Source organism: Chryseobacterium sp. Leaf404, from assembly GCF_001424145.1.
GTDB lineage: Bacteria > Bacteroidota > Bacteroidia > Flavobacteriales > Weeksellaceae > Chryseobacterium.
Genome location: NZ_LMQM01000001.1, coordinates 415171 through 434669 on the forward strand (window position 1 = coordinate 415171; position 19499 = coordinate 434669).

General features: G+C 36.8%; 20 protein-coding genes. 12 read left to right on the plus strand and 8 right to left on the minus strand.

What is annotated here, in order from left to right; all coding sequences use genetic code 11:
- Window positions 1-15: 15 nt before the first annotated feature.
- Window positions 16-2283, plus strand: coding sequence for a peptidase domain-containing ABC transporter (locus ASG31_RS01915; protein WP_056027337.1), 2268 nt, complete (start codon window positions 16-18; stop codon window positions 2281-2283).
- 124 nt (window positions 2284-2407) lie between these two features.
- The gene (locus ASG31_RS01920; protein ID WP_231433710.1) at window positions 2408-3574 is read left to right on the plus strand and encodes an HlyD family secretion protein; all 1167 of its coding nucleotides are present in this window, start codon (window positions 2408-2410) and stop codon (window positions 3572-3574) included.
- A gap of 51 nt (window positions 3575-3625) precedes the next feature.
- Here ASG31_RS01920 and rodA read toward each other — a convergent pair whose 3' ends face one another.
- From rodA to ASG31_RS01945, 5 genes are read right to left on the minus strand one after another with little or no spacing between them, the layout of a single operon-like run.
- A complete protein-coding gene (gene rodA, locus ASG31_RS01925) occupies window positions 3626-4855 on the minus strand; it encodes a rod shape-determining protein RodA (RefSeq protein ID WP_056027343.1) in 1230 nt (409 codons plus the stop codon).
- Entirely contained in the window at window positions 4852-6879 is a 2028-nt protein-coding gene (locus ASG31_RS01930; protein ID WP_056027347.1) for a peptidoglycan D,D-transpeptidase FtsI family protein, read from the minus strand. Before ASG31_RS01930 ends, rodA begins: the two co-directional genes overlap by 4 nt.
- Window positions 6876-7382: a hypothetical protein gene (locus ASG31_RS01935; RefSeq protein ID WP_056027349.1), complete on the minus strand. Its 507-nt coding sequence runs from the start codon at window positions 7380-7382 to the stop codon at window positions 6876-6878. The genes ASG31_RS01930 and ASG31_RS01935 overlap by 4 nt, the downstream gene beginning before the upstream one ends.
- Window positions 7375-8229: a rod shape-determining protein MreC gene (mreC, locus tag ASG31_RS01940; RefSeq protein WP_056027350.1), complete on the minus strand. Its 855-nt coding sequence runs from the start codon at window positions 8227-8229 to the stop codon at window positions 7375-7377. Before mreC ends, ASG31_RS01935 begins: the two co-directional genes overlap by 8 nt.
- A gap of 28 nt (window positions 8230-8257) precedes the next feature.
- On the minus strand, window positions 8258-9283 hold the full coding sequence (locus ASG31_RS01945; RefSeq protein ID WP_056027353.1) for a rod shape-determining protein: 1026 nt from the start codon (window positions 9281-9283) through the stop codon (window positions 8258-8260).
- Between the two features lie 236 nt (window positions 9284-9519).
- On the opposite strand from ASG31_RS01945, the gene hemA reads away from it, so the two are divergent.
- The 8 genes from hemA (at window position 9520) to ASG31_RS18690 (ending at window position 15673) form a co-directional block, all read left to right on the plus strand.
- Window positions 9520-10794 (plus strand): glutamyl-tRNA reductase, encoded by a 1275-nt coding sequence (gene hemA, locus ASG31_RS01950; RefSeq protein ID WP_056027356.1) that lies wholly within the window; start codon window positions 9520-9522, stop codon window positions 10792-10794.
- Entirely contained in the window at window positions 10781-11689 is a 909-nt protein-coding gene (hemC, locus tag ASG31_RS01955; RefSeq protein WP_185113188.1) for a hydroxymethylbilane synthase, read from the plus strand. Before hemA ends, hemC begins: the two co-directional genes overlap by 14 nt.
- Window positions 11690-11836: 147 nt before the next feature.
- A complete protein-coding gene (locus tag ASG31_RS01960; protein WP_056027361.1) occupies window positions 11837-12418 on the plus strand; it encodes a DUF1287 domain-containing protein in 582 nt (193 codons plus the stop codon).
- 6 nt (window positions 12419-12424) lie between these two features.
- Window positions 12425-13081, plus strand: a complete 657-nt coding sequence (locus tag ASG31_RS01965) for a peptidoglycan recognition family protein (RefSeq protein WP_056027364.1) — start codon at window positions 12425-12427, stop codon at window positions 13079-13081.
- 175 nt (window positions 13082-13256) lie between these two features.
- Window positions 13257-13934, plus strand: a complete 678-nt coding sequence (locus ASG31_RS01970) for a uroporphyrinogen-III synthase (protein WP_056027367.1) — start codon at window positions 13257-13259, stop codon at window positions 13932-13934.
- Window positions 13935-13964: 30 nt separating this feature from the next.
- A complete protein-coding gene (gene hemE, locus ASG31_RS01975) occupies window positions 13965-14996 on the plus strand; it encodes a uroporphyrinogen decarboxylase (RefSeq protein WP_056027370.1) in 1032 nt (343 codons plus the stop codon).
- A 63-nt stretch (window positions 14997-15059) separates the two neighbouring features.
- Entirely contained in the window at window positions 15060-15518 is a 459-nt protein-coding gene (locus tag ASG31_RS01980; RefSeq protein ID WP_056027373.1) for a DUF6934 family protein, read from the plus strand.
- Window positions 15515-15673, plus strand: coding sequence for a hypothetical protein (locus ASG31_RS18690; protein ID WP_206549380.1), 159 nt, complete (start codon window positions 15515-15517; stop codon window positions 15671-15673). Before ASG31_RS01980 ends, ASG31_RS18690 begins: the two co-directional genes overlap by 4 nt.
- A gap of 81 nt (window positions 15674-15754) precedes the next feature.
- Here ASG31_RS18690 and ASG31_RS01985 read toward each other — a convergent pair whose 3' ends face one another.
- Both ASG31_RS01985 and ASG31_RS01990 read right to left on the minus strand, forming a co-directional pair.
- Entirely contained in the window at window positions 15755-16387 is a 633-nt protein-coding gene (locus ASG31_RS01985; RefSeq protein WP_056027375.1) for an NAD(P)H-dependent oxidoreductase, read from the minus strand.
- Window positions 16388-16568: 181 nt separating this feature from the next.
- Complete coding sequence (locus tag ASG31_RS01990) at window positions 16569-16871, minus strand: c-type cytochrome (RefSeq protein ID WP_056027378.1); 303 nt, start codon at window positions 16869-16871, stop codon at window positions 16569-16571.
- 132 nt (window positions 16872-17003) lie between these two features.
- On the opposite strand from ASG31_RS01990, the gene meaB reads away from it, so the two are divergent.
- Complete coding sequence (gene meaB / locus ASG31_RS01995) at window positions 17004-17990, plus strand: methylmalonyl Co-A mutase-associated GTPase MeaB (RefSeq protein WP_056027381.1); 987 nt, start codon at window positions 17004-17006, stop codon at window positions 17988-17990.
- Here meaB and ASG31_RS02000 read toward each other — a convergent pair.
- Window positions 17987-18535 carry a DUF4251 domain-containing protein gene (locus ASG31_RS02000; RefSeq protein ID WP_056027384.1) on the minus strand — a complete coding sequence of 183 codons (549 nt, stop codon included), beginning with the start codon at window positions 18533-18535 and terminating at the stop codon, window positions 17987-17989. The genes meaB and ASG31_RS02000 overlap by 4 nt on opposite strands.
- A gap of 108 nt (window positions 18536-18643) precedes the next feature.
- Between ASG31_RS02000 and ASG31_RS02005 the strand changes: the two genes are divergently transcribed.
- Window positions 18644-19450 carry a M48 family metallopeptidase gene (locus tag ASG31_RS02005; protein ID WP_056027387.1) on the plus strand — a complete coding sequence of 269 codons (807 nt, stop codon included), beginning with the start codon at window positions 18644-18646 and terminating at the stop codon, window positions 19448-19450.
- Window positions 19451-19499: the final 49 nt, after the last annotated feature.

The following is a 19499-nucleotide window of genomic DNA, read 5'->3' on the forward strand; positions in this document are numbered from 1 at the left end:
ATATACTAATTATCATTGAAAAAAAAATTCCCATTCTACAAACAACCCGACACCAAAGATTGCGGTCCAACCTGCTTAAGAATTATCAGTAAATTTTATGGCAAATCGATTTCACTTCAACAAATCAGAAATCTTTCAGAAACCACAAGAGAAGGTAGCTCGTTATTAGGCTTAAGCGACGCAGCTGAAGATTTAGGCTTTCGCTCGCTGGGAGTTCAGATTGATTTTAATACCCTTGCAGATGAAGTTCCTTTACCATGCATTGTGCACTGGAATAAGCAGCATTTTGTGGTGGTGTATGGGATAATCCCCCTTTCCCCCGAAGGGGAGAAAAATGGAAAAATTTTGCGCAAATTTTTTAGAATGGCTCCCCCTTTGGGGGAAAGGGGGATGGTTTTAGTTTCAGATCCAAGTTACGGTCTGATTACATACACAAAAGAAGAGTTTATAAAGTTCTGGATTGGCGAAAATGCCAATGAAAATACTGAAGAAGGGATTGCTTTAATACTTGAAACTACACCTGCTTTTTTTCAAACTGAATTTGATGATGAAGAAAGCAAAGCCAGCTTTTCGTTTCTGTCAAAATATTTACTGAAATATAAATCGATGATTCTTCAGCTGGCAGTAGGTCTGCTCGCAGGTAGCTTATTATCATTGATTCTTCCATTTCTAACCCAAAGTATCGTTGATGTAGGAATCCAAAATCAGGATCTGAATTTTATATATCTTGTCTTGATTGCTCAGGTAATGCTCTTCTTAGGTAGAATGGGAATTGAAATTATCAGAAGCTGGATATTACTGCATCTTTCTACAAGAATCAATATTTCCATTATTTCACATTTCTTTATCAAATTAATGAAACTCCCCATAAGTTTCTTTGATACGAGAATGACAGGAGATATTATGCAGCGTATTAACGATCATCACCGGATCGAACAGCTTTTAACAAGCTCGTCATTAAGTACACTTTTCTCATTAGTCAACCTTGTCATATACAGCATCATACTGCTGTTTTATGATTACAGATTATTTATTGTTTATCTGGTTGGAGCAATTTTATACGTAGGCTGGATTACCTTCTTTCTAAATAAAAGAAAAGAACTCGATTACAAAAGATTTTCACAGGTTTCTCAGGAACAAAGCAAAGTTATTGAACTCATCAACGGCATGCAGGAAATCAAAATGCACAATGCCGAAAAACAAAAACGCTGGGACTGGGAGTTTCTGCAGGTAAAACTATTTAAATTAAGAATAAAATCGCTCTCATTAGAACAGTGGCAATCTGTAGGAGGTAATTTCATTAATCAGATGAAAGATATTTTGGTAAGTTTTCTTTCAGCAAAACTTGTTTTGGAAGGAAATCTTACTTTAGGGATGATGCTTTCCGTACAATATATTATCGGACAATTAAACAGTCCGCTACTTCAGTTAATCGATTTTATTAAACAGACTCAGGATGCAAAAATTTCTTTGGAAAGATTAGGCGAAATTCATGATAAAGCAGATGAAGAGAATAAAAACGAGCAATATGCTGTAGAAATTCCGCAAAAAGACATTGAGATTGATAATATGTCTTTCAGGTATATTGGTTCAGATATTCCCGTTTTTGAAAATTTAAGTTTAACTATTCCTTTCCAAAAAACAACTGCAATAGTCGGAGCCAGCGGAAGCGGAAAAACAACACTCTTAAAACTATTAATGAAATTTTACGAACCTAATGAAGGAGAAATAAAAATTGGGAGTACACAAATGAAAAATATCTCGCCCAGATTCTGGAGAGACCAGTGTGGAGTTGTAATGCAGGAAGGGTATATTTTTAACGATACAATTGCCAATAATATCGCAGTTGGTGAAGATTATGTAGACAAAACAAAATTGAGGCGAGCCGTAGAAATAGCCAATATCAAAGATTTTATTGAAGATTTAGCTCTCAGCTACAATACAAAAATTGGAAATGAAGGTGTAGGAATTAGTGGCGGACAAAAACAGCGGCTCTTCATCGCAAGAGCTGTATATAAATCTCCTGAATATATTTTCTTTGATGAAGCCACTTCTGCTTTAGATGCAAATAATGAAAAAGTAATCATGGAAAATCTGGAGCAATTCTATAAAGGCAAAACTGCAATAGTGATCGCACACAGGCTTTCCACCGTAAAACATGCTGACAAAATTATTGTACTGGACAAAGGAAAAGTGGTTGAAGAAGGCAATCACGCTGAGCTGGTAGCACAAAAAGGAGAATATTACAGACTCGTAAAAAATCAATTGGAACTTGGAAATTAAAAACATTTTAGATCATATTGAACTTCGCTCAGAAAGCGTTCAGGATATCCTTACAGAGCCACCTCACTGGATATTCCGATGGGGCAATACAATAATATTTCTGACTCTTATTTTAATCCTAATAATGAGTTATATCATCAAATATCCCGAATTTGTTCCGGCACCCATTGTGGTCACTTCGCAAAATCCTCCCGAGAAAATTGAAGCAAGAAGCAACTCGAAAATTGAAAAAATTTTTATAAAAGACCATCAGAAAGTAAAAAAAGGAGATATTCTGTTTGTTCTGCAGTCTACGGCAAATTATTCTGATGTATTGGAGCTTAAAAAATTGGTTGATTCTATTTCTCCAAACGAACTGCTTTCTTTTCCCCTCAGCAAAGCATCGCATTTTAAATTAGGTGAACTGCAGGGAGATTACAATAACTTTTCAAAAGCTTTTCAGGATGAAAGCTTATTTTCAAGATTGCAGCCTTATGCTCCTGAAAGTTTAGCACCCAACCAAAGTTTAACTGAATCAAAAGGCAGAATTGCCAACCTGCAAATTCAAAAAAAGATGGAGCTTACAAAATATGAGCTAACCAAAAGGAATTACCAGCGCTCAGAGGATTTGTATAATCAGGGCGTAATTGCTGCGATGGAAATGGAGAATGAGAAAATAAAATATCTTCAGGCTAAGCAGAACTTAGAAAATATTAACATCTCTATTTCTCAGATGCAGGAAAGCGTCTCAAATTTGAATAAAACGAAAAGCGGAACTACCATTAATTCAGAAAAAGACAAAATCAATTATTCTTCCCAGACACTGCAACTGTTTGAGCAGTTAAGAAAATCTCTGAAGCAATGGGAACAAAGCTATATTATTGCCTCTTCTACAAATGGCGTAGCCAGTTTCCAGCAGTTTTTTGGTGAAAATCAGTTTGTAAAAGCAGGAGATCCTATAGTTTCTATCTTACCAGATCACACAGAGCAATTAGTTGGCAGAATGTCTGTACCAACAGCCAACTCCGGGAAAATTATTACAGGTCAAAAAGTTTTAATTAAATTAGACAACTACCGTTTTCAGGAATACGGAATTATAGAAGGAAAAGTAAAGAATATATCAATGATTCCGGATGATAAAGGAAATTATTATGTAGATATCGTTCTACAAAAAGGCCTCAAAACTTCTTATAATAAAACCTTGAAATTTGATAAAGAATTAAGAGGAAACGCAGAAATAGTAACGCAGGATTTACGCCTTATTCAACGGTTTTTCTATCAGATCAGGAAATTACTTGGATATCAGAATTAAAATCTTACCAAAAATTTTAAATTTATTTCGCAACTTCCATCTTCCGACACCCTACACCAAACTGTTCTTATCGGTGTAATTTAATTTAAAGAAAATAAAAGTCATAATAGAGAAGGCAAGAAGAGAACTCCCACCATAACTGAAGTACGGCAATGGAATCCCAACCGTTGGAAACAAGCCCATAACCATCCCCAAATTGATGGAAAAGTGCATCAGAAGAATTGATGCAAACGAATATCCGAAAACCCGGTTAAAACTTGATTTTTGCTTCTCTGCGAGGTAGTAAATTCTGCCTATGAAAACCATATAACATAATACCAAAACAGCACTTCCTACAAATCCCCACTCTTCGCCCACAGTACAGAAAATATAATCTGTTTCCTGCTCAGGAACGAATTTCCCTTGTGTAACGGAACCTTCACGATAACCTTTTCCAAACATTCCACCAGAACCGATGGCGGTTTTTGAATACAGCAAATTGTAACCTGATGTATCTCTGAACGCTTTTTCACCTTTGTACAAAACCTCAATTCTTTCTCGTTGGTGTTTCGGAAGTTTTTCTAAAACGTAAGGTGTTCCGAATGCCAACCCGCAAAGCAGGATAAGAGACCCCGCAACACCAGCAATAGAGATCACATCCCATGACATTCTATGGTAGTTTAAAAATATCGCAACCGCGTAAATCAGCACAATTGCAATGGCAACGTAGAGCGGATTTATCGCAAGAGAAATTAAAAATACTCCGGCAAACAAACCTCCAATACCAAACAATAAACCACTCAGACCTTCACGATACAGCGCAATGAAAAATGCCAGAAAGACGAGCAATGAACCAACATCGGGAATCATTAAAACAACCACAGCAGGAATTCCAATGATTGCCAGAGTGGTGATTAAAGATTTTCTGTTTTTTAAATTAAATTCTGCTCCGGACACATAACTTGAAAGCATCAGGGCAGTGCCAATCTTCGAAAATTCTACGGGCTGCATAGTTACACTTCCGAATTTATACCAGTTTTTCTGTCCTAAAATTTCGGTTCCGAAAGGAAAAAGTCCTATTAAAAGCAAGACACCACCGATGTAAAATATAGCTGACAGATTTTCGAAAAACTTACTTCTGCTGAAAAAGATGATTAAGCCTACGAAGATTGATATCCCGAAAAATATAAGCTGTTTTTTTCCTAAACCATCATTTACACTGTAAATATTGGCAATGGCAAAACTGCACAGCAAAATATAAAGTCCCAGCCCAAGTTTGTCTATTCCTTCCGTCCACTTCATAATTTCGGGTTTTTAGAAGATTTTGCTTTTTCTTTTTCCTGAAGTTTGGCTTTTTGTTTTTTCACCATTTCAAGACTGTCCTGAATTTTTTTCAGTTTTAAAGAATCCGGTTTTGGCTCTTTGTAGAGACCTTTCCTTTTCAAATCAGCAATCCACTGGCGTTTGTATTCAGGCATAAAACTCGAGGTGATCATTTTTTTGTAGAGATGCTCACGCTTCAAATCTCCGGTAATGTATTTTTCAGCGATTACAGTACAGGCCGGGCCTGCCCATGTTGCACCAAAACCCGCATGCTCCATCACGGCAACGACGACGATTTTAGGCTTGTCGGCAGGTGCAATTAAAACAAAGATAGAATTATCCTTACCCTGAGGAACCTGCGCTGTTCCCGTTTTAGCGAGCTGTGTAAACTCACTGGATTTCAAACCTCTTGCGGTTCCGGCGAGCACTACGGCTTCCATCCCTTTTAAAACCGGTTCAAAATGTTTGGCATCAACCAAAGTCTGATGTTTCTTTTTAAACCTTGGATCTGGATTTGGTTTCCCGTCAATTGATTTCACAATATGAGGGGTGTAGTACCAACCTCTGTTTGCAATAGCCGATACATAATTTGCCAGCTGAATCGGCGTTACCAGAACGTCACCCTGCCCCATCCCGTTGTAGATGGCGCCGGTAGGCATTTCGTCCCAGTTTTTAAAATCTACTTTCTGAGATCCGTTGGCTTTCATAATTGCTTTGAAACGCTTTTCATAAAAATCTCCAGACGGAATTCTTCCTTTTGCACCAACGGCGAAGTCATTATTTAAAAACTCACCGACACCGAAGCTGCTCATGATTTTTTTCCATTCATCTACACCTTTTGATGGGTTTCCCGGATATTTTTTGATGATGGCAATAAAAGCGTAGGTAAAAAAGCAGTTGCTCGAAACCTGAATTGCCGGAATCAGCGGATCTGCGCCACCATGGCCTTTTATTCTTTTTCCTCTGTAATAAAAACCTCCTCCGCATGGGAAAATTGTTTTATCTGTCATCACGCCCATCTGCATTGCTGCAAGCGCTGTCAGAAGTTTAAACGTTGACCCGGGAGGATACGCTGCCTGAAGCGATCTGTCAAAGGTGGGTTTATTTTCGTAGATGGTATCTTTAGAAAGTCTGTAAAGATTTCTTGATTTATTTGGGCCGGTAAAAAGGTTAGGGTCAATGTCCGGACCCGTAGCAGCTACCAGAACTTCACCGTTATTAGGATCAATGGCGACTACGGCACCGTGTTTATCCACCAGCATTTCTTCTGCCATTCTCTGGAGATCATAGTCGATGGTTAAGGTGATGTCTTTTCCTGTGACAACCTCCTTATCCAAAGTTCCGTTTTTATAAGGCCCCACGTTACGGAGTTTGATGTCTTTCTGAATGTATTTGATCCCTTTAATGCCACGGAGTTCCTTTTCGTAGGCCTTTTCCACACCACTTTTCCCTATAAAATCGCCAGGAAGGTAATAGGTTGAATCTTTTTTAATTTCACTATCATTCACCTCGTTGGTATAGCCTAAAAGATTTCCGGAAGTTGAAACTTCGTACTGTCTCTGAGGTCTTGAAACAATATTGAAAGCGGGATATTTAAAAATAATTTCCTGAACTCTTGCAATTTCTTCTCTGCTTAAATCTTTGAAGAACGTCATCGGGGTGAGTTTTGAATAATATTTTTCCTGTTTGATGGTATTCACTCTTTTAATGAAATCATTTTTAGAGATCTTCATTAAGTTACAGAACGCAATGGTATCAAAATCTGGCTTCATTAATGCCTGGGTGAAAGAAATTTCGTAGGCAGGCTGGTTTCCCACCAAAATTTTTCCGTTTCTGTCGAAAATCACACCACGCTGAGGGATAATATATTCTGTTTTGATGGAAGTATTGGCAGCATTAAGCGCATAACGGTCTGTAAACAGCTGCAGATAAGAGAGTCTTGCCACAAAAATAAGGGCAATGACAATGAGAACGGAGAAGATTTTTAAATAGCGTGTATTCAAACTTTTTGTTTGATTTTAAAGATTAATGCGTAAATGATTATAAATATAAACGAAATTATACTTGTTACCAACACATTAAGGAAGATTTCAAAAATCCGTGTGAATTTGAAAAATTCTATAAACTGCACAAACAGCTGATGCATAAAGATACTCGTAAACAGAAAGAGCAGAAACTGACTCCATTGCAGAGACTGAAATGAGAAGAAATCTGTAGATGTATCTGTGGATGTTCGGAAAATCAATGTCCGGAAATAGGCGATTAAAGTAGTCGCAAACGCATTATTACCACCCGAGTGCAGGAAAATATCTATGGAAAGCCCGATAATAAAACTCAGAGCAAGAAACTGAAATTTATTCCTGAAAAAAGGATAAAACATGACAAATACAGGATAAATAACCGGAGTGTATTTATCGAAAGGCGTAATCCTGTTTAGCACAAAAATCTGCAGTGCCACAAGAAAAGCTATGATTAAAAAATCAGTAAAGATGGTTCTGCTAATCATTTTCTTTTTTTATTACAGCCTGCATGGTATCCTGAATTTTCTGCACTTCAGCTTTCTTCAGGTTTTTAACCACATAAATTTTACTTAAAGCTCCCATTTTTTCGCTCAGTTCTACAGAGATATCCCAGAAACCCGTCTGATTGTCTACTGAATATCCTGCGACTTTTCCGATCATTACTCCCTGAGGGAAAATAGCTGATTTACCGTCCGTCACAATAGTATCACCCACTCTTACGGAAACATATTTCGGAATATCTGCCAAATGCATTATTCTTGAATTATCACCCTTCCAGGTAAGCGTTCCGAAGTAACCCGATTTCTTTAAAGAAGCATTTACTCTGATATTTTTAGTACTTAATACCGACTGAACCAAAGCGTAAGAATCTGTAGAATTAATCACAATTCCGGCAATGCCTTTCGGTGCCATTACACCCATCTGAGGGTAAACTCCGTCTCTTTTGCCACGATTGATTGTGAAATAATTATTTCTTCTGTTGATGCTGTTGAAAACAATATCCCCATCTACAAAGGTATAGATCTGGCCACCGCCTAAAGTATCGTGAACTTTTCTGAACATCGGTTTTTTGGCAAACTCTTTCCCGTAAAGCTGTGTCATCAGCATTTTATTCTGAGCCACGAGATCTTCATTGGTTTTTTTGAGTTTCAGATAAGAAACCCCTTCGTCAATATAGCCTGAAACCCATGCATTAAAAGCAGCACTTTGCCCTGCAAGCCACGATTTCTGCATTGCATTTTTAGAAAATATCAGAACAAGAGCAATGATCTGCAGAAAAATAAAGAAGATAAACAAAGAGTTCTTCGAAAAAATTCTCAGCAAAAATCCCATTCAGATAAAAGGTCGTAAAAAGTTAAAATTATTTAATTAAGAAATTGAATTTATCCATATTCTTAAGTGCGATACCCGTACCTCTTACAACAGCTCTCAAAGGATCTTCTGCCACGAAAACAGGAAGACCGGTTTTCTTGTGAAGTCTGTCTGCCAAACCTCTCAGCAAAGCACCACCACCGGCAAGATAAATACCTGTTTTGTAAATATCAGCCGCAAGTTCCGGAGGAGTAAGCGATAAAGTTTCCATTACAGAATCTTCAATTCTGATGATAGATTTATCAAGGGCGCGGGCAATTTCTTTGTAACCCACCATAATTTCTTTTGGTTTACCGGTAATTAAATCTCTACCCTGCACCGGGATATCGTCGATATCCACATCCAGATCTTCAACAGCCGAACCTACTTCAATTTTCACTCTTTCAGCAGTTCTTTCTCCGATATATAAATTATGGTGCGTTCTTAAAAAATAAGCAATGTCATTTGTAAATACATCACCTGCAATTTTTACAGATTTATCGCATACAATACCACCTAATGCCACAACAGCAATTTCTGTAGTACCGCCACCTATGTCGATAATCATATTACCTTCTGGCTTCTGAACGTCAATACCAACTCCTATTGCAGCTGCCATTGGTTCATAAATCAGACGTACTTCTTTAGCATTTACTTTTTGTGCAGAATCTCTAACCGCTCTTTTTTCAACCTCCGTAATCCCTGAGGGAATACAGATTACAATTCTTAATGCGGGCTGAATAAATCTACCTTTAATACCAGGAATCTTCTTGATAAACTCTTTAATCATGTGCTCAGAAGCATGGAAATCTGCGATAACTCCATCCTTCAAAGGACGGATGGTCTTGATATCCTCATGTGTTTTTCCCTGCATGTGTTTAGCCTGCTCTCCCACTGCGATTGGTTTTCCTGTAGAACGCTCAATAGCAACAATGGAAGGTTGGTCTATAACAATTTTATTATTATGTATTATAAGAGTATTTGCGGTGCCTAAGTCTATCGCAATTTCTTGCGTAAACATATCGAATATGCCCATAAGTTTCTGCTGGTTTAAGTTTACAAAGATATAAATTTAACATCAGCCATAAAATCTCATTTTAAATTATTTGGTTAAAATTTTATTAAATTTTCAAACAACTGTTAATGATGACCTGAGTGGAAATGGATTAATAGTTCTTTGTTTATCATCATTATAAATAGCTTTTTACGATATTTATCATTTACCAAATCACAAAATGCTTTGATAAAAAAGAATTAAATTTGCACCTGTTTATGATACAGTATTCTACAGTTCATCAGACATCAAATTTTGCCGTACTTTCTATAAGTTACGAGAAAGCTGATGTTGAGACAAGAGGAAAATTCGCTTTTTTTGATGAAAACATCAAAAGTTTTGTAACCAAAGTTCACGAGCAGGACCTTGGTGACGCTTTCGTTGTTTCTACCTGCAACCGTACAGAAATTTATACCACCACCAGCAACTACCTTCTCATTGCAGAAGAATATTGCAAAACGATCGGCGTGCAGCTTACAGATTTTTTAAATTTCGCCAATATCGCAACCAAAGAAGAAGCTTTAAAACATCTTTTCAGAGTGGCAGCCGGGCTTGAAAGTCAAATCATTGGTGATTTTGAGATCATTGGGCAGATCAAAAAAGCGTATGCACGTTTCAAAAGAGAAAGACAGAATTCTAATCCGTTTCTAGAAAGGTCTATTAATTCTGCAATTCAGATTTCTAAGAGAATTAAAAATGAAACCGGGATTTCCAATGGTGCGGCTTCGGTTTCGTATGCAGCGGTTCATTATATTTTAAACAATCAGAAGAGACTTACCGAAAAAAATATTCTTCTTCTCGGCGTTGGAGAAATCGGGCAAAACACGGTTGAAAATCTGGTAAAACACGTTTATCAGCCCAAAATAAAAATCGCCAACCGAACTCAGGAAAAAGCAGCGAAGATTTCCGAGAAATACAATATTCCAAATATTGACTACACTGATTTTGATAAGGAACTTGAAAACACAGACATACTGATTGTTGCTACAGGTGCCAGAACTCCGATTATCAACAAATCTCATTTGACCAACGGAAAAGAAATTCTAATTATCGACCTTTCTATTCCAAACAACGTTGATAAAAACGTTTCTCAGCTTGAAAATGTAACTTTGATCGATGTTGACGAACTTTCGAAACAGATTCAGGCAACCATTCAGCAGAGGGAGAAGGAAATCCCGAAAGCGGAGGTCATCATTAAAGAAATGACCAAAGATTTTCTTGAATGGGAAAAAAAGAGAAAACTGGCGCCGAATATTCATCATTTCAAAGCCGTTCTGAAAAATATGGAACGCAACGAAATGCACAACTTTTACAGAAAAAATAAATACATCAACATCAACGATATGGAACTTTCTGAAAAACTGATTCAGAAAATTACCAACCGTTTTGCAAAATACATCATCGACAATCCTTTGAAAGCTGAAGAAATCAGCAAACTGATGCACGAAATTTTAGTGGAACAACCCAACAATGAATTCAATGAAAAACATTAGAATAGGAACAAGAAAATCTGCACTCGCCCTTTGGCAGGCAGAGGAAGTGGCAGAAAAACTGCAGGAATTAAATTACACCACCGAGATTGTTCCGATTGTTTCTTCAGGCGACAAAAATCTTACCCAACCCCTTTATTCATTGGGAATCACAGGCGTTTTCACGAGAGATTTAGACATTGCTTTACTGAATGACGAAATTGATATTGCTGTACATTCATTGAAAGACGTTCCTACAAAACTTCCTGAAAATATCGAAATCGTGGCCTGTCTGGCGAGAGATTTCCCACAGGATGTTTTAATCAGAAGAAAATCTGCCGTTAATAAAGAATTACACGAACTAAAATTGGCGACAAGCAGCTTAAGAAGACGCGCTTTCTGGCTGAAACAGTATCCTGAAACGGAATTTTTTGACATCAGAGGAAACATTCAGACCAGACTTCAGAAACTGGAGGAACAGGATTTTGATGCGACAATTTTATCACTGGCCGGAATCAAAAGAATGAAAATGGATATCGATTACGAATTTCTTCCGATGATGATTCCTGCTGCGTCTCAGGGCGTGGTGGCTGTTGCCGGACATTCGGAGAAGAAAGAGATCAACGAAATTTTAGCTAAAATCAATCACAGAGAAACACAAATCTGCGTGGAAATTGAAAGAAATTTCCTCAGCACGCTGGAAGGTGGATGCACCGCTCCAATTGGTGCTTTTGCCGAACAATTTGAAGATAAAATCAGATTAAAAGCTGCACTCTGCTCGCTGGATGGTAAAAACTATATCGCCACCGACGAAAGTTTTGAATTTAATGAAGAAGAAAATTTCGGAGCTAAGTTTGCAAATATCGTTTTGGAAAACGGCGGAAAAGAAATGATGGCGGAGATTAAAAATAAGATTTAAGGTTTAGGTTTAGGTTTAGGTTTAGGTTTAGGTTTAGGTAAAATTAATACTTCTCCAGAATCTTAACATTTCTTTATATTCAGATTCTTTATTGTTTGGATTTAATTTTTGAACTTTACAGAAAGTCTATCTTCAAATTTCTAATTGATGAAAAAATATTTTTCCATACTCATTCTTCTGTTTTTCTTTTTTGCAGCCAACGCGCAGAATCAGTTTGCCCAAAAACTGTCTGATGCTGCTTTGAGTCTCACAAAAGACCGTGTAGTTTACGATCCTGCCTATTTTTCAATCAAATATCCGAACGGCGATGTTCCCGCGGACAAAGGTGTTTGTACAGATGTGGTCATTCGTGCATACAGAAAACTGGGAATTGATCTTCAGAAGGAAGTGCATGAAGATATGAAGAAAAACTTCTCAAAATATCCGAAAAACTGGGGTTTGAAAAGACCGGACACCAACATCGACCACAGAAGAGTTCCCAATCTGAGGGTTTTCTTTGCCAAATTCGGAAAATCAAAATCTATTGAAACCAATCCTGCACTCTACGCTCCCGGAGATATCGTAACGTGGCTTCTTCCCGGAAATTTAACGCACATCGGAATTGTAGTCAACAAAAAATCAGCGGACGGAAAACGGTATTTAATTGTTCACAACATCGGTGGCGGACAGGTGATTGAAGATTGTCTGTTTAAATTTACGATTACGGGACATTACCAATATTCAAAATAATCAGGCATGAAAAAGGTGATTTTCCTTCTTTTTTTATTCGTTTTAAATTTCAGTTCTGCACAAAATTCAGGTTTAAAAATTATTGAAAAACCGATTAACTATTCTGCCGAAAGAGTCCGTTTGAGTCTGGAATATCTGAAAGACCATCACGGTTTAATCCAGAAAACACCGACCATTGTTCCTAAAATAATTGTTTTGCACTACACCGCAGGCGGAACGGTGGAAAGTAATTTTAAATATTTCAATAATACACATCTTGAAAGCGCCAGAAATACTTTGAAAAGACAAAGCACGCTTAATGTTTCATCACAATTCATCGTTGATCGTGACGGAACGGTTTATCAGCTGATGGAACCCAATCAGTTTGCGAGACACACGATTGGTTTAAATTACTGCGCCATCGGAGTAGAAAATATCGGGAGTAAAACTCAGCCACTTACAGACAAACAGATCGAAGCCAACGCTAACTTAATCAGATATTTAACTCAAAAATATAAAATTGAATACCTCATCGGCCATTCGGAATACGGAGTTTTCAGAAATTCAAAACTTTGGAAAGAATCTGACCCGAAATATTTCACAGGAAAAGAAGATCCCGGAAAAGATTTTATGAACAAAGTAAGACAGAAAGTTTCTGATTTAAAACTAAAAGACAAGCCTTAAAACTAATCTTTCATATAAAAAATAAACGTTAGGTTTTTAGCAGTATTTTTGTCTTTCTGAAAGAATCTCAATGCGTTAATGTAAAACCGTTTAAATTCCTACGGAAAGACAAAATTACTGTTGTATTTGCGAATTCTTTACATTTCGCAGCCCAAACACCTTTGTTTTTAAAAAAATGAACATTTTATTCACCAAAAATTTAGACAAAGAATATATTTCCGAAAAACTGGGAAGTGCTATTTCGTTTAAAACAATTGAGGTCATCAAAATAAAATCCCTTTCTGTAAATAGTTTTGATTTAAAAGATAATTCACTGATTTTCACAAGTGCAAACGGCGTAAAATCATTTTTTGAAAACGGTTTTAAGCCTGATGAAGATTTTACATCAAAAAACTACAACAAAATCTACTGCGTTGGCGAAAAAACAAAGAGAGAACTTAGGAAAAACGGTTTTGGAACCTTTAAAGTTTTAAAAAATGCCGAAACGCTTTTAAAGTTTATTATTGAAAAATGTTCACAGGAGAAATTCATTCATTTCTGTGGAAATCTGGCGCTCGATGTTTTGGATAAGAAACTTCCGCTGCAAAATATTCAGTATAAAAAAGTGGTGGTTTATGAAACTGAAGAGCTCAATCCTACAATTAATGAGAAATATCACGCCATAGTTTTTTTTAGCCCAAGCGGAGTTCGTAGTTTTGCGAAAAATAATTCTCTGGATAACACGCTGCTTTTTTCGATTGGCGAAACCACTTCCAAAGAATTAGAAAAATTTACTGATAATAAAATTTTTACCAGTAGAAAAAACAATTTAGAAGATTTATTAAAAATGCTGTCGGCAAACTTGAGCGTTTAAAGCCATGAGCCAAAAGCCAAAAGCTAAGTTATGATTAAAAACGACCTATATTTAAAAGCACTTCGTGGCGAAACTGTAGAAAGACCACCGGTTTGGATGATGAGACAGGCAGGAAGATATTTGCCGGAATTCATTGCCCTTCGTGACAAATACGACTTCTTCACAAGATGCCAGACTCCGGAACTGGCTTCTGAAATTACTGTTCAGCCCATCAGAAGATTTCCGTTGGATGCTGCGATTTTGTTTTCAGACATTCTGGTAGTTCCTCAGGCGATGGGAATTGATTTTAAAATGAAAGAATCAGTCGGTCCCTGGTTGGATGAGCCCATCAGAACCGCAGAACAGGTGGATAAGATCGTTGTTCCTGATGTGAATGACACTTTAGGATATGTTTTCGATGCGATAGAAATGACTTTGGAAAAGCTGAATAACGAAATTCCTTTGATTGGATTTGCAGGCTCACCATGGACGATTTTATGTTACTGCATCGAAGGAAGAGGTTCCAAAGATTTCAACATTGCCAAATCTTTCTGTTTCCTGCAAACCGAAGCGGCTCACAAATTATTACAGAAAATCACAGATACAACAATCGCTTATCTGAAGAGAAAAGTTGAAAAAGGCGTTTCTGCAGTTCAGATTTTCGATTCTTGGGGCGGAATGCTTTCTCCGGCAGATTATCAGGAATTTTCATATCAGTACATTAACAAGATTGTTGAAGCTTTGGCACCATTGACGCACGTTGTGGTTTTCGGAAAAGGCTGCTGGTTTGCTTTGGAAGATATGACGAAATCAAAAGCCTCTGCACTAGGCGTTGACTGGACAATCACTCCCGAATTAGCGAGAAAGTTTACTAATAATTCTGTGACTTTGCAGGGAAATTTTGACCCATCAAGATTGCATTCAACTCCTGAAACAATCAGAAAAATGGTTCATGAGATGATTAACCGTTTCGGGAAAGATAAATACATTGTCAATCTGGGACACGGAATTTTACCGAATATCCCTGTGGAAAATGCGGAGGCGTTTATCAGGGCCGTTGTGGATTGGAAGCCTGGTAATTAAGTTATCTGAAAATTTTCGTTTGGATTTTTAATTTTCATTAAATTTATACGTGAAAAATTTACAATGAAAGTAGAAAAATACCATTTGAAATCAGAGAGCACTTTTACTCGTTTTGAATTTATAAGTGAAGGTTCAAAGGGAGCTATTAGAAAAATTATTGAATTTCAGGAAACTACGAATTCGCAAATTTTCAATTTGGCTTTTGGAGATTATAATCAATCAACTTATGAAATTGACGATTTGTCAGTTTCTGATAATGGAGACACTGAAAAAATTTTAGGAACTGTCGTATCTGCATTGTATGTATTTCTAAATGAATTTCCTGATGTTTACGTCTATGCCACAGGAAGTACAAAAGCAAGAACCAGACTTTACAGAATGGGAATCACAAAATTCTATGATCAAATGAAAAAAGATTTCTATCTTTATGGTCAAATTGGCGATGAATTTATTGATTTTCAAATTGGTATAGATTATGATGGATTTTTAGCGCAAAGAAAATTTAAAAGATTTGAAATATGAAAAATGTAAAGATTTTAAATAATAAGTTTCCCTTAGTTGCTATTGATAACAGTTTGGAGAAATTACGTAATAAAATTATGTTTCCTGAAAAACTGGAAAAAGCAAACAAAATGCTATTGACAGCGAAACTGCCAAAGAACATGCATAAAGACTAAAGATTGAGTTTATTCTACATAAAACAAAAATCCCTTTCAAGACAGTTTGAAAGGGATTTTCTATGAAAAAAAAATTAGCTCTTAATTCAGTTCTGTGATGAAATCTTCTTTAGATTTTCTCACTTTGGTCAGGTTGACCAACCAGTCGTTTTCGGCATCTCTATAACCGATTGGTAGAAGAAGCACACTCTTTAAACCTTTCTCTTTTAAATTTAAAATTTCATCCACAGCTTCAGGAGAAAAACCTTCCATCGGAGTTGAATCCACTCCTTCAAAAGCTGCAGCAATAATCGCTGCACTGAAAGGAATGTAAGCCTGTTTCGCCGCATGATTAAAGTTTTCTTCTGCCGGTCTCGGAGGATACATCGCTAAAAGCTGCTGTCTGTAATTTTCCCACCCTTCATTTTTAAAACCTCTGATTTCATTGGTCAAATCAAACATTTTGTTTATTCTCTCTTCGGTGTAATTATCCCACGCTGCAAAAACCAAAAGGTGCGAACAATCCGTAATCTGCGGTTGATTCCAGGCGTGAGGCTTTATCTGTTCTTTAATCTCCTGATTGGTAATTACTATAATTTCAACAGGCTGTAAACCGCTTGAAGTGGGAGCCAATCTTGCCGCTTCCAGTATTCTGTCTATTTTTTCCTGAGATACTTTCTGTCCGTTCATCGCTTTTGCAGCAAATCTCCAGTTCAGTTTTTCTAATAATTCCATGTATTGAATAAATTTTACAGGACAAAATTAGAAGAAAATTCAAGAAAAAAGCCCAGAAACAGGCTATTTGTACTATTGGTAAAATCTATAATGTAACAAAAATAATTACAATTAAATAAAAAAAGCTTATTGAGCAAGAAAAAATCTCTTCCAAAACTGAAAGAGATTAATGTAATAGAAATTATTTTGTTTTTGCTGAAACAATGTAGTCGTATACCCATTGATGCTGCTCATCGTTCAGTCTGGCTTTAGGAGCCATAGAATTCATAATTCCCACCCACTGAACTGATGTAAACTCATCAGGCTTCGGTAAACCATGACATTTTTTGCATGAATTTTCAAAAATCGTTTTTCCCTGTGCAATCTGTTCAGCTGTACTTACTTTTACTGCAGGTGTATCTGCTGTTGCAACTGCCGTTGATTTTGGTGTGCAGGATGTTATTAACAATGCAGTAAAAAACGCACCACCTATTAGTTTTTTCATTTTTTAATAATTTGAAAAACAAAATTAGTGTTTCATTATTTATTATGAGTTTTAAAATCTTAATTTAGAAACATTAAAATTAAGATTTTTTTCTGCCAGTTTTTATGTTTTAATTTTTTTAATTTTGAGCCAATGAAGATTTCCACACACGAACTTTTTGAAGGAATACGTTCAGGCAATAAACGTCTGATTGCAAAAGCCATTACTCTGGTTGAAAGCAAAAAAGCAGAGCACAGGCATCAGGCAGAAGAATTACTGAAACTCATCATGCCTTTCACCGGCAATTCTGTTCGGGTAGGAATCACGGGTGTTCCGGGAGCTGGTAAATCAACTTTTATTGAAAATTTCGGGCTGCTGACTATTTCTCAGGGTAAAAAGGTTGCGGTTTTGGCTATAGACCCCAGTTCTTCAATTAACAAAGGTAGTATTTTAGGTGATAAAACCAGAATGGAAGAACTTTCAAAAGAGGAAAATGCTTTTATCAGACCGTCTCCAAGTTCCGGTTTCTTGGGAGGCGTGGCCAATGCGACGTTTGAAACAATGCTTATTTGCGAAGCGGCTGGATATGATTATATTTTAATTGAAACCGTAGGAGTAGGACAGTCTGAAGTTTTGGTTGCTGATATTACTGATGTGTTTCTGTTTCTGAAAATTATCGGTGGCGGAGACGAGCTTCAGGGCATTAAAAGGGGAATCATGGAAATGACGGATCTCATTTTTATTAATAAAGTAAACAAAGACAACTTTCAGAAAGCTAAAAATACAAGACTGGAACTGAAACGTGCTTTAGACTTTATTCCCCCAAAAGAAAAAGACTGGAAAGTGCAGATTCTGTTAGGTTCAGCTTTAAACAATCAGGGACTGAATGATGTGTATGAAAAAATTAACGATTTCATTTCCTTGAAAAAGAAATCCGGAAGATTTGAACTCGTACGGAAGCAACAGTCTGAAAAACGTTTTGAATATTGGGTACAGTCATATATTTTAGCTTCGCTGAAAAAGAATAATATGTTTGAAGAAGCTTATTTTAAGCATAAAAAAAATGCCTCAGAACAGGTTTCAAATCCGAGTTCTGAAGCAAAATTATTTGTTGACCGATTCCTGAACGAAAAAGATTAGAGCTTTTCTTTTTTAGCTGAAATTTCATTTGCTGAAATATAGCCGTCATAAGAAATGGGCTGTCTGTCGTTGCTTTTAATAGAAACCAAAGCTTTTCCGTTTTTGAATATTTCGATGAAAATATCACTTACATTGTTTACATCTTTTGGTTTAATCTGATAAATCCATTTTCCTTTTTTCTTCTGCATTTTTTCTACTGTAAAATCTTTTGAGGTAAATCTGTAGCTGTTACCGTCAGGATTACCGTAGCTGGGATTAAAAGTTCTTCCAAAATAAGGCAAAACAACTACCAGCTCATTCTTTTTCATACCAAAACCATAACCTTCACCCTGAAGCTGAAACATTCTTACAGCAGGAGCTCCGGGCAGAGAATTGGCAATGTTGATCACATCATAATTTGTAGGATTAGCCCTTTCTGCGTGAAAACTGAATTCGTCAGAATTAACCAAAGCATCTGTCTGAGTCTGCGTATTACTCTGGGCAGTTACCTTTTGAAAATTCAAAACAAAACCCAGAATTAAAAATACATATATATACTTTTTCATGATATCTTAAAGATTATTTAATTTATATATCAAATTTAGTGCTAAGATACAGATTGCATTTAATTTGGAATAAATATTGTAAGACTGCAAATATTAACACTTCATCCAATGAAAACGAAATTTTTTTTAGGTTTGGGAGCTGCTCTATTTACAGCTGCAGCGTGTACTACCAATCCAATTACAGGCAGATCTTCACTACAGATTGCTAACAACAGTGAGATTCTTACGATGGCATCGCAGGAATACAAAAGCACACTTACAAGTTCTAAAGTGGTAAAAGGCACAGCTGATGCCAACAGAGTAGTAAATGTAGGAAACAGAATAAAAAATGCAGCAGAGAAGTACTATGCAAGCATCGGCAGACAGGCAGATCTTGCAAATTATCAGTGGGAATTTAATCTAATTCAGGATAAGCAGATCAATGCCTGGTGTATGCCCGGAGGAAAAGTAGCTGTTTACACAGGAATTTTGCCTATTACTAAAGATGATACAGGCTTGGCCGTAGTAATGGGGCACGAGGTTTCTCATGCTCTTGCTGGTCATGGCAATGAAAGGATATCTCAGTCTATGGTGGCTCAGTATGGTGGTCAGATCTTAGGTGGTTCTATTTCAAATGCACAGTGGGCAAAAGTTTTTCAGGCTGCATACCCTATCGGTTCTCAGGTTGCATTGTTGAAATATGGCAGAAATCAGGAATCTGAAGCAGACCAAATGGGATTATATTTAATGTCTATGGCAGGATATGACCCAAGACAGTCTATCCCATTCTGGCAAAGAATGGAGTCTGCGTCTTCAGGAGCAAGACAGCCGGAATTCCTTTCTACTCACCCTAATCCTGAGACAAGAATCTCCGGTTTAAATAAAAACCTTCCACAGGCTCTGGAATATTACAAAGCTGCCGGAGGAAAGATGTAAATAAAGACACTGCCTGATTGTAATGGTCGGGCATTTATTTTTTTTAAAA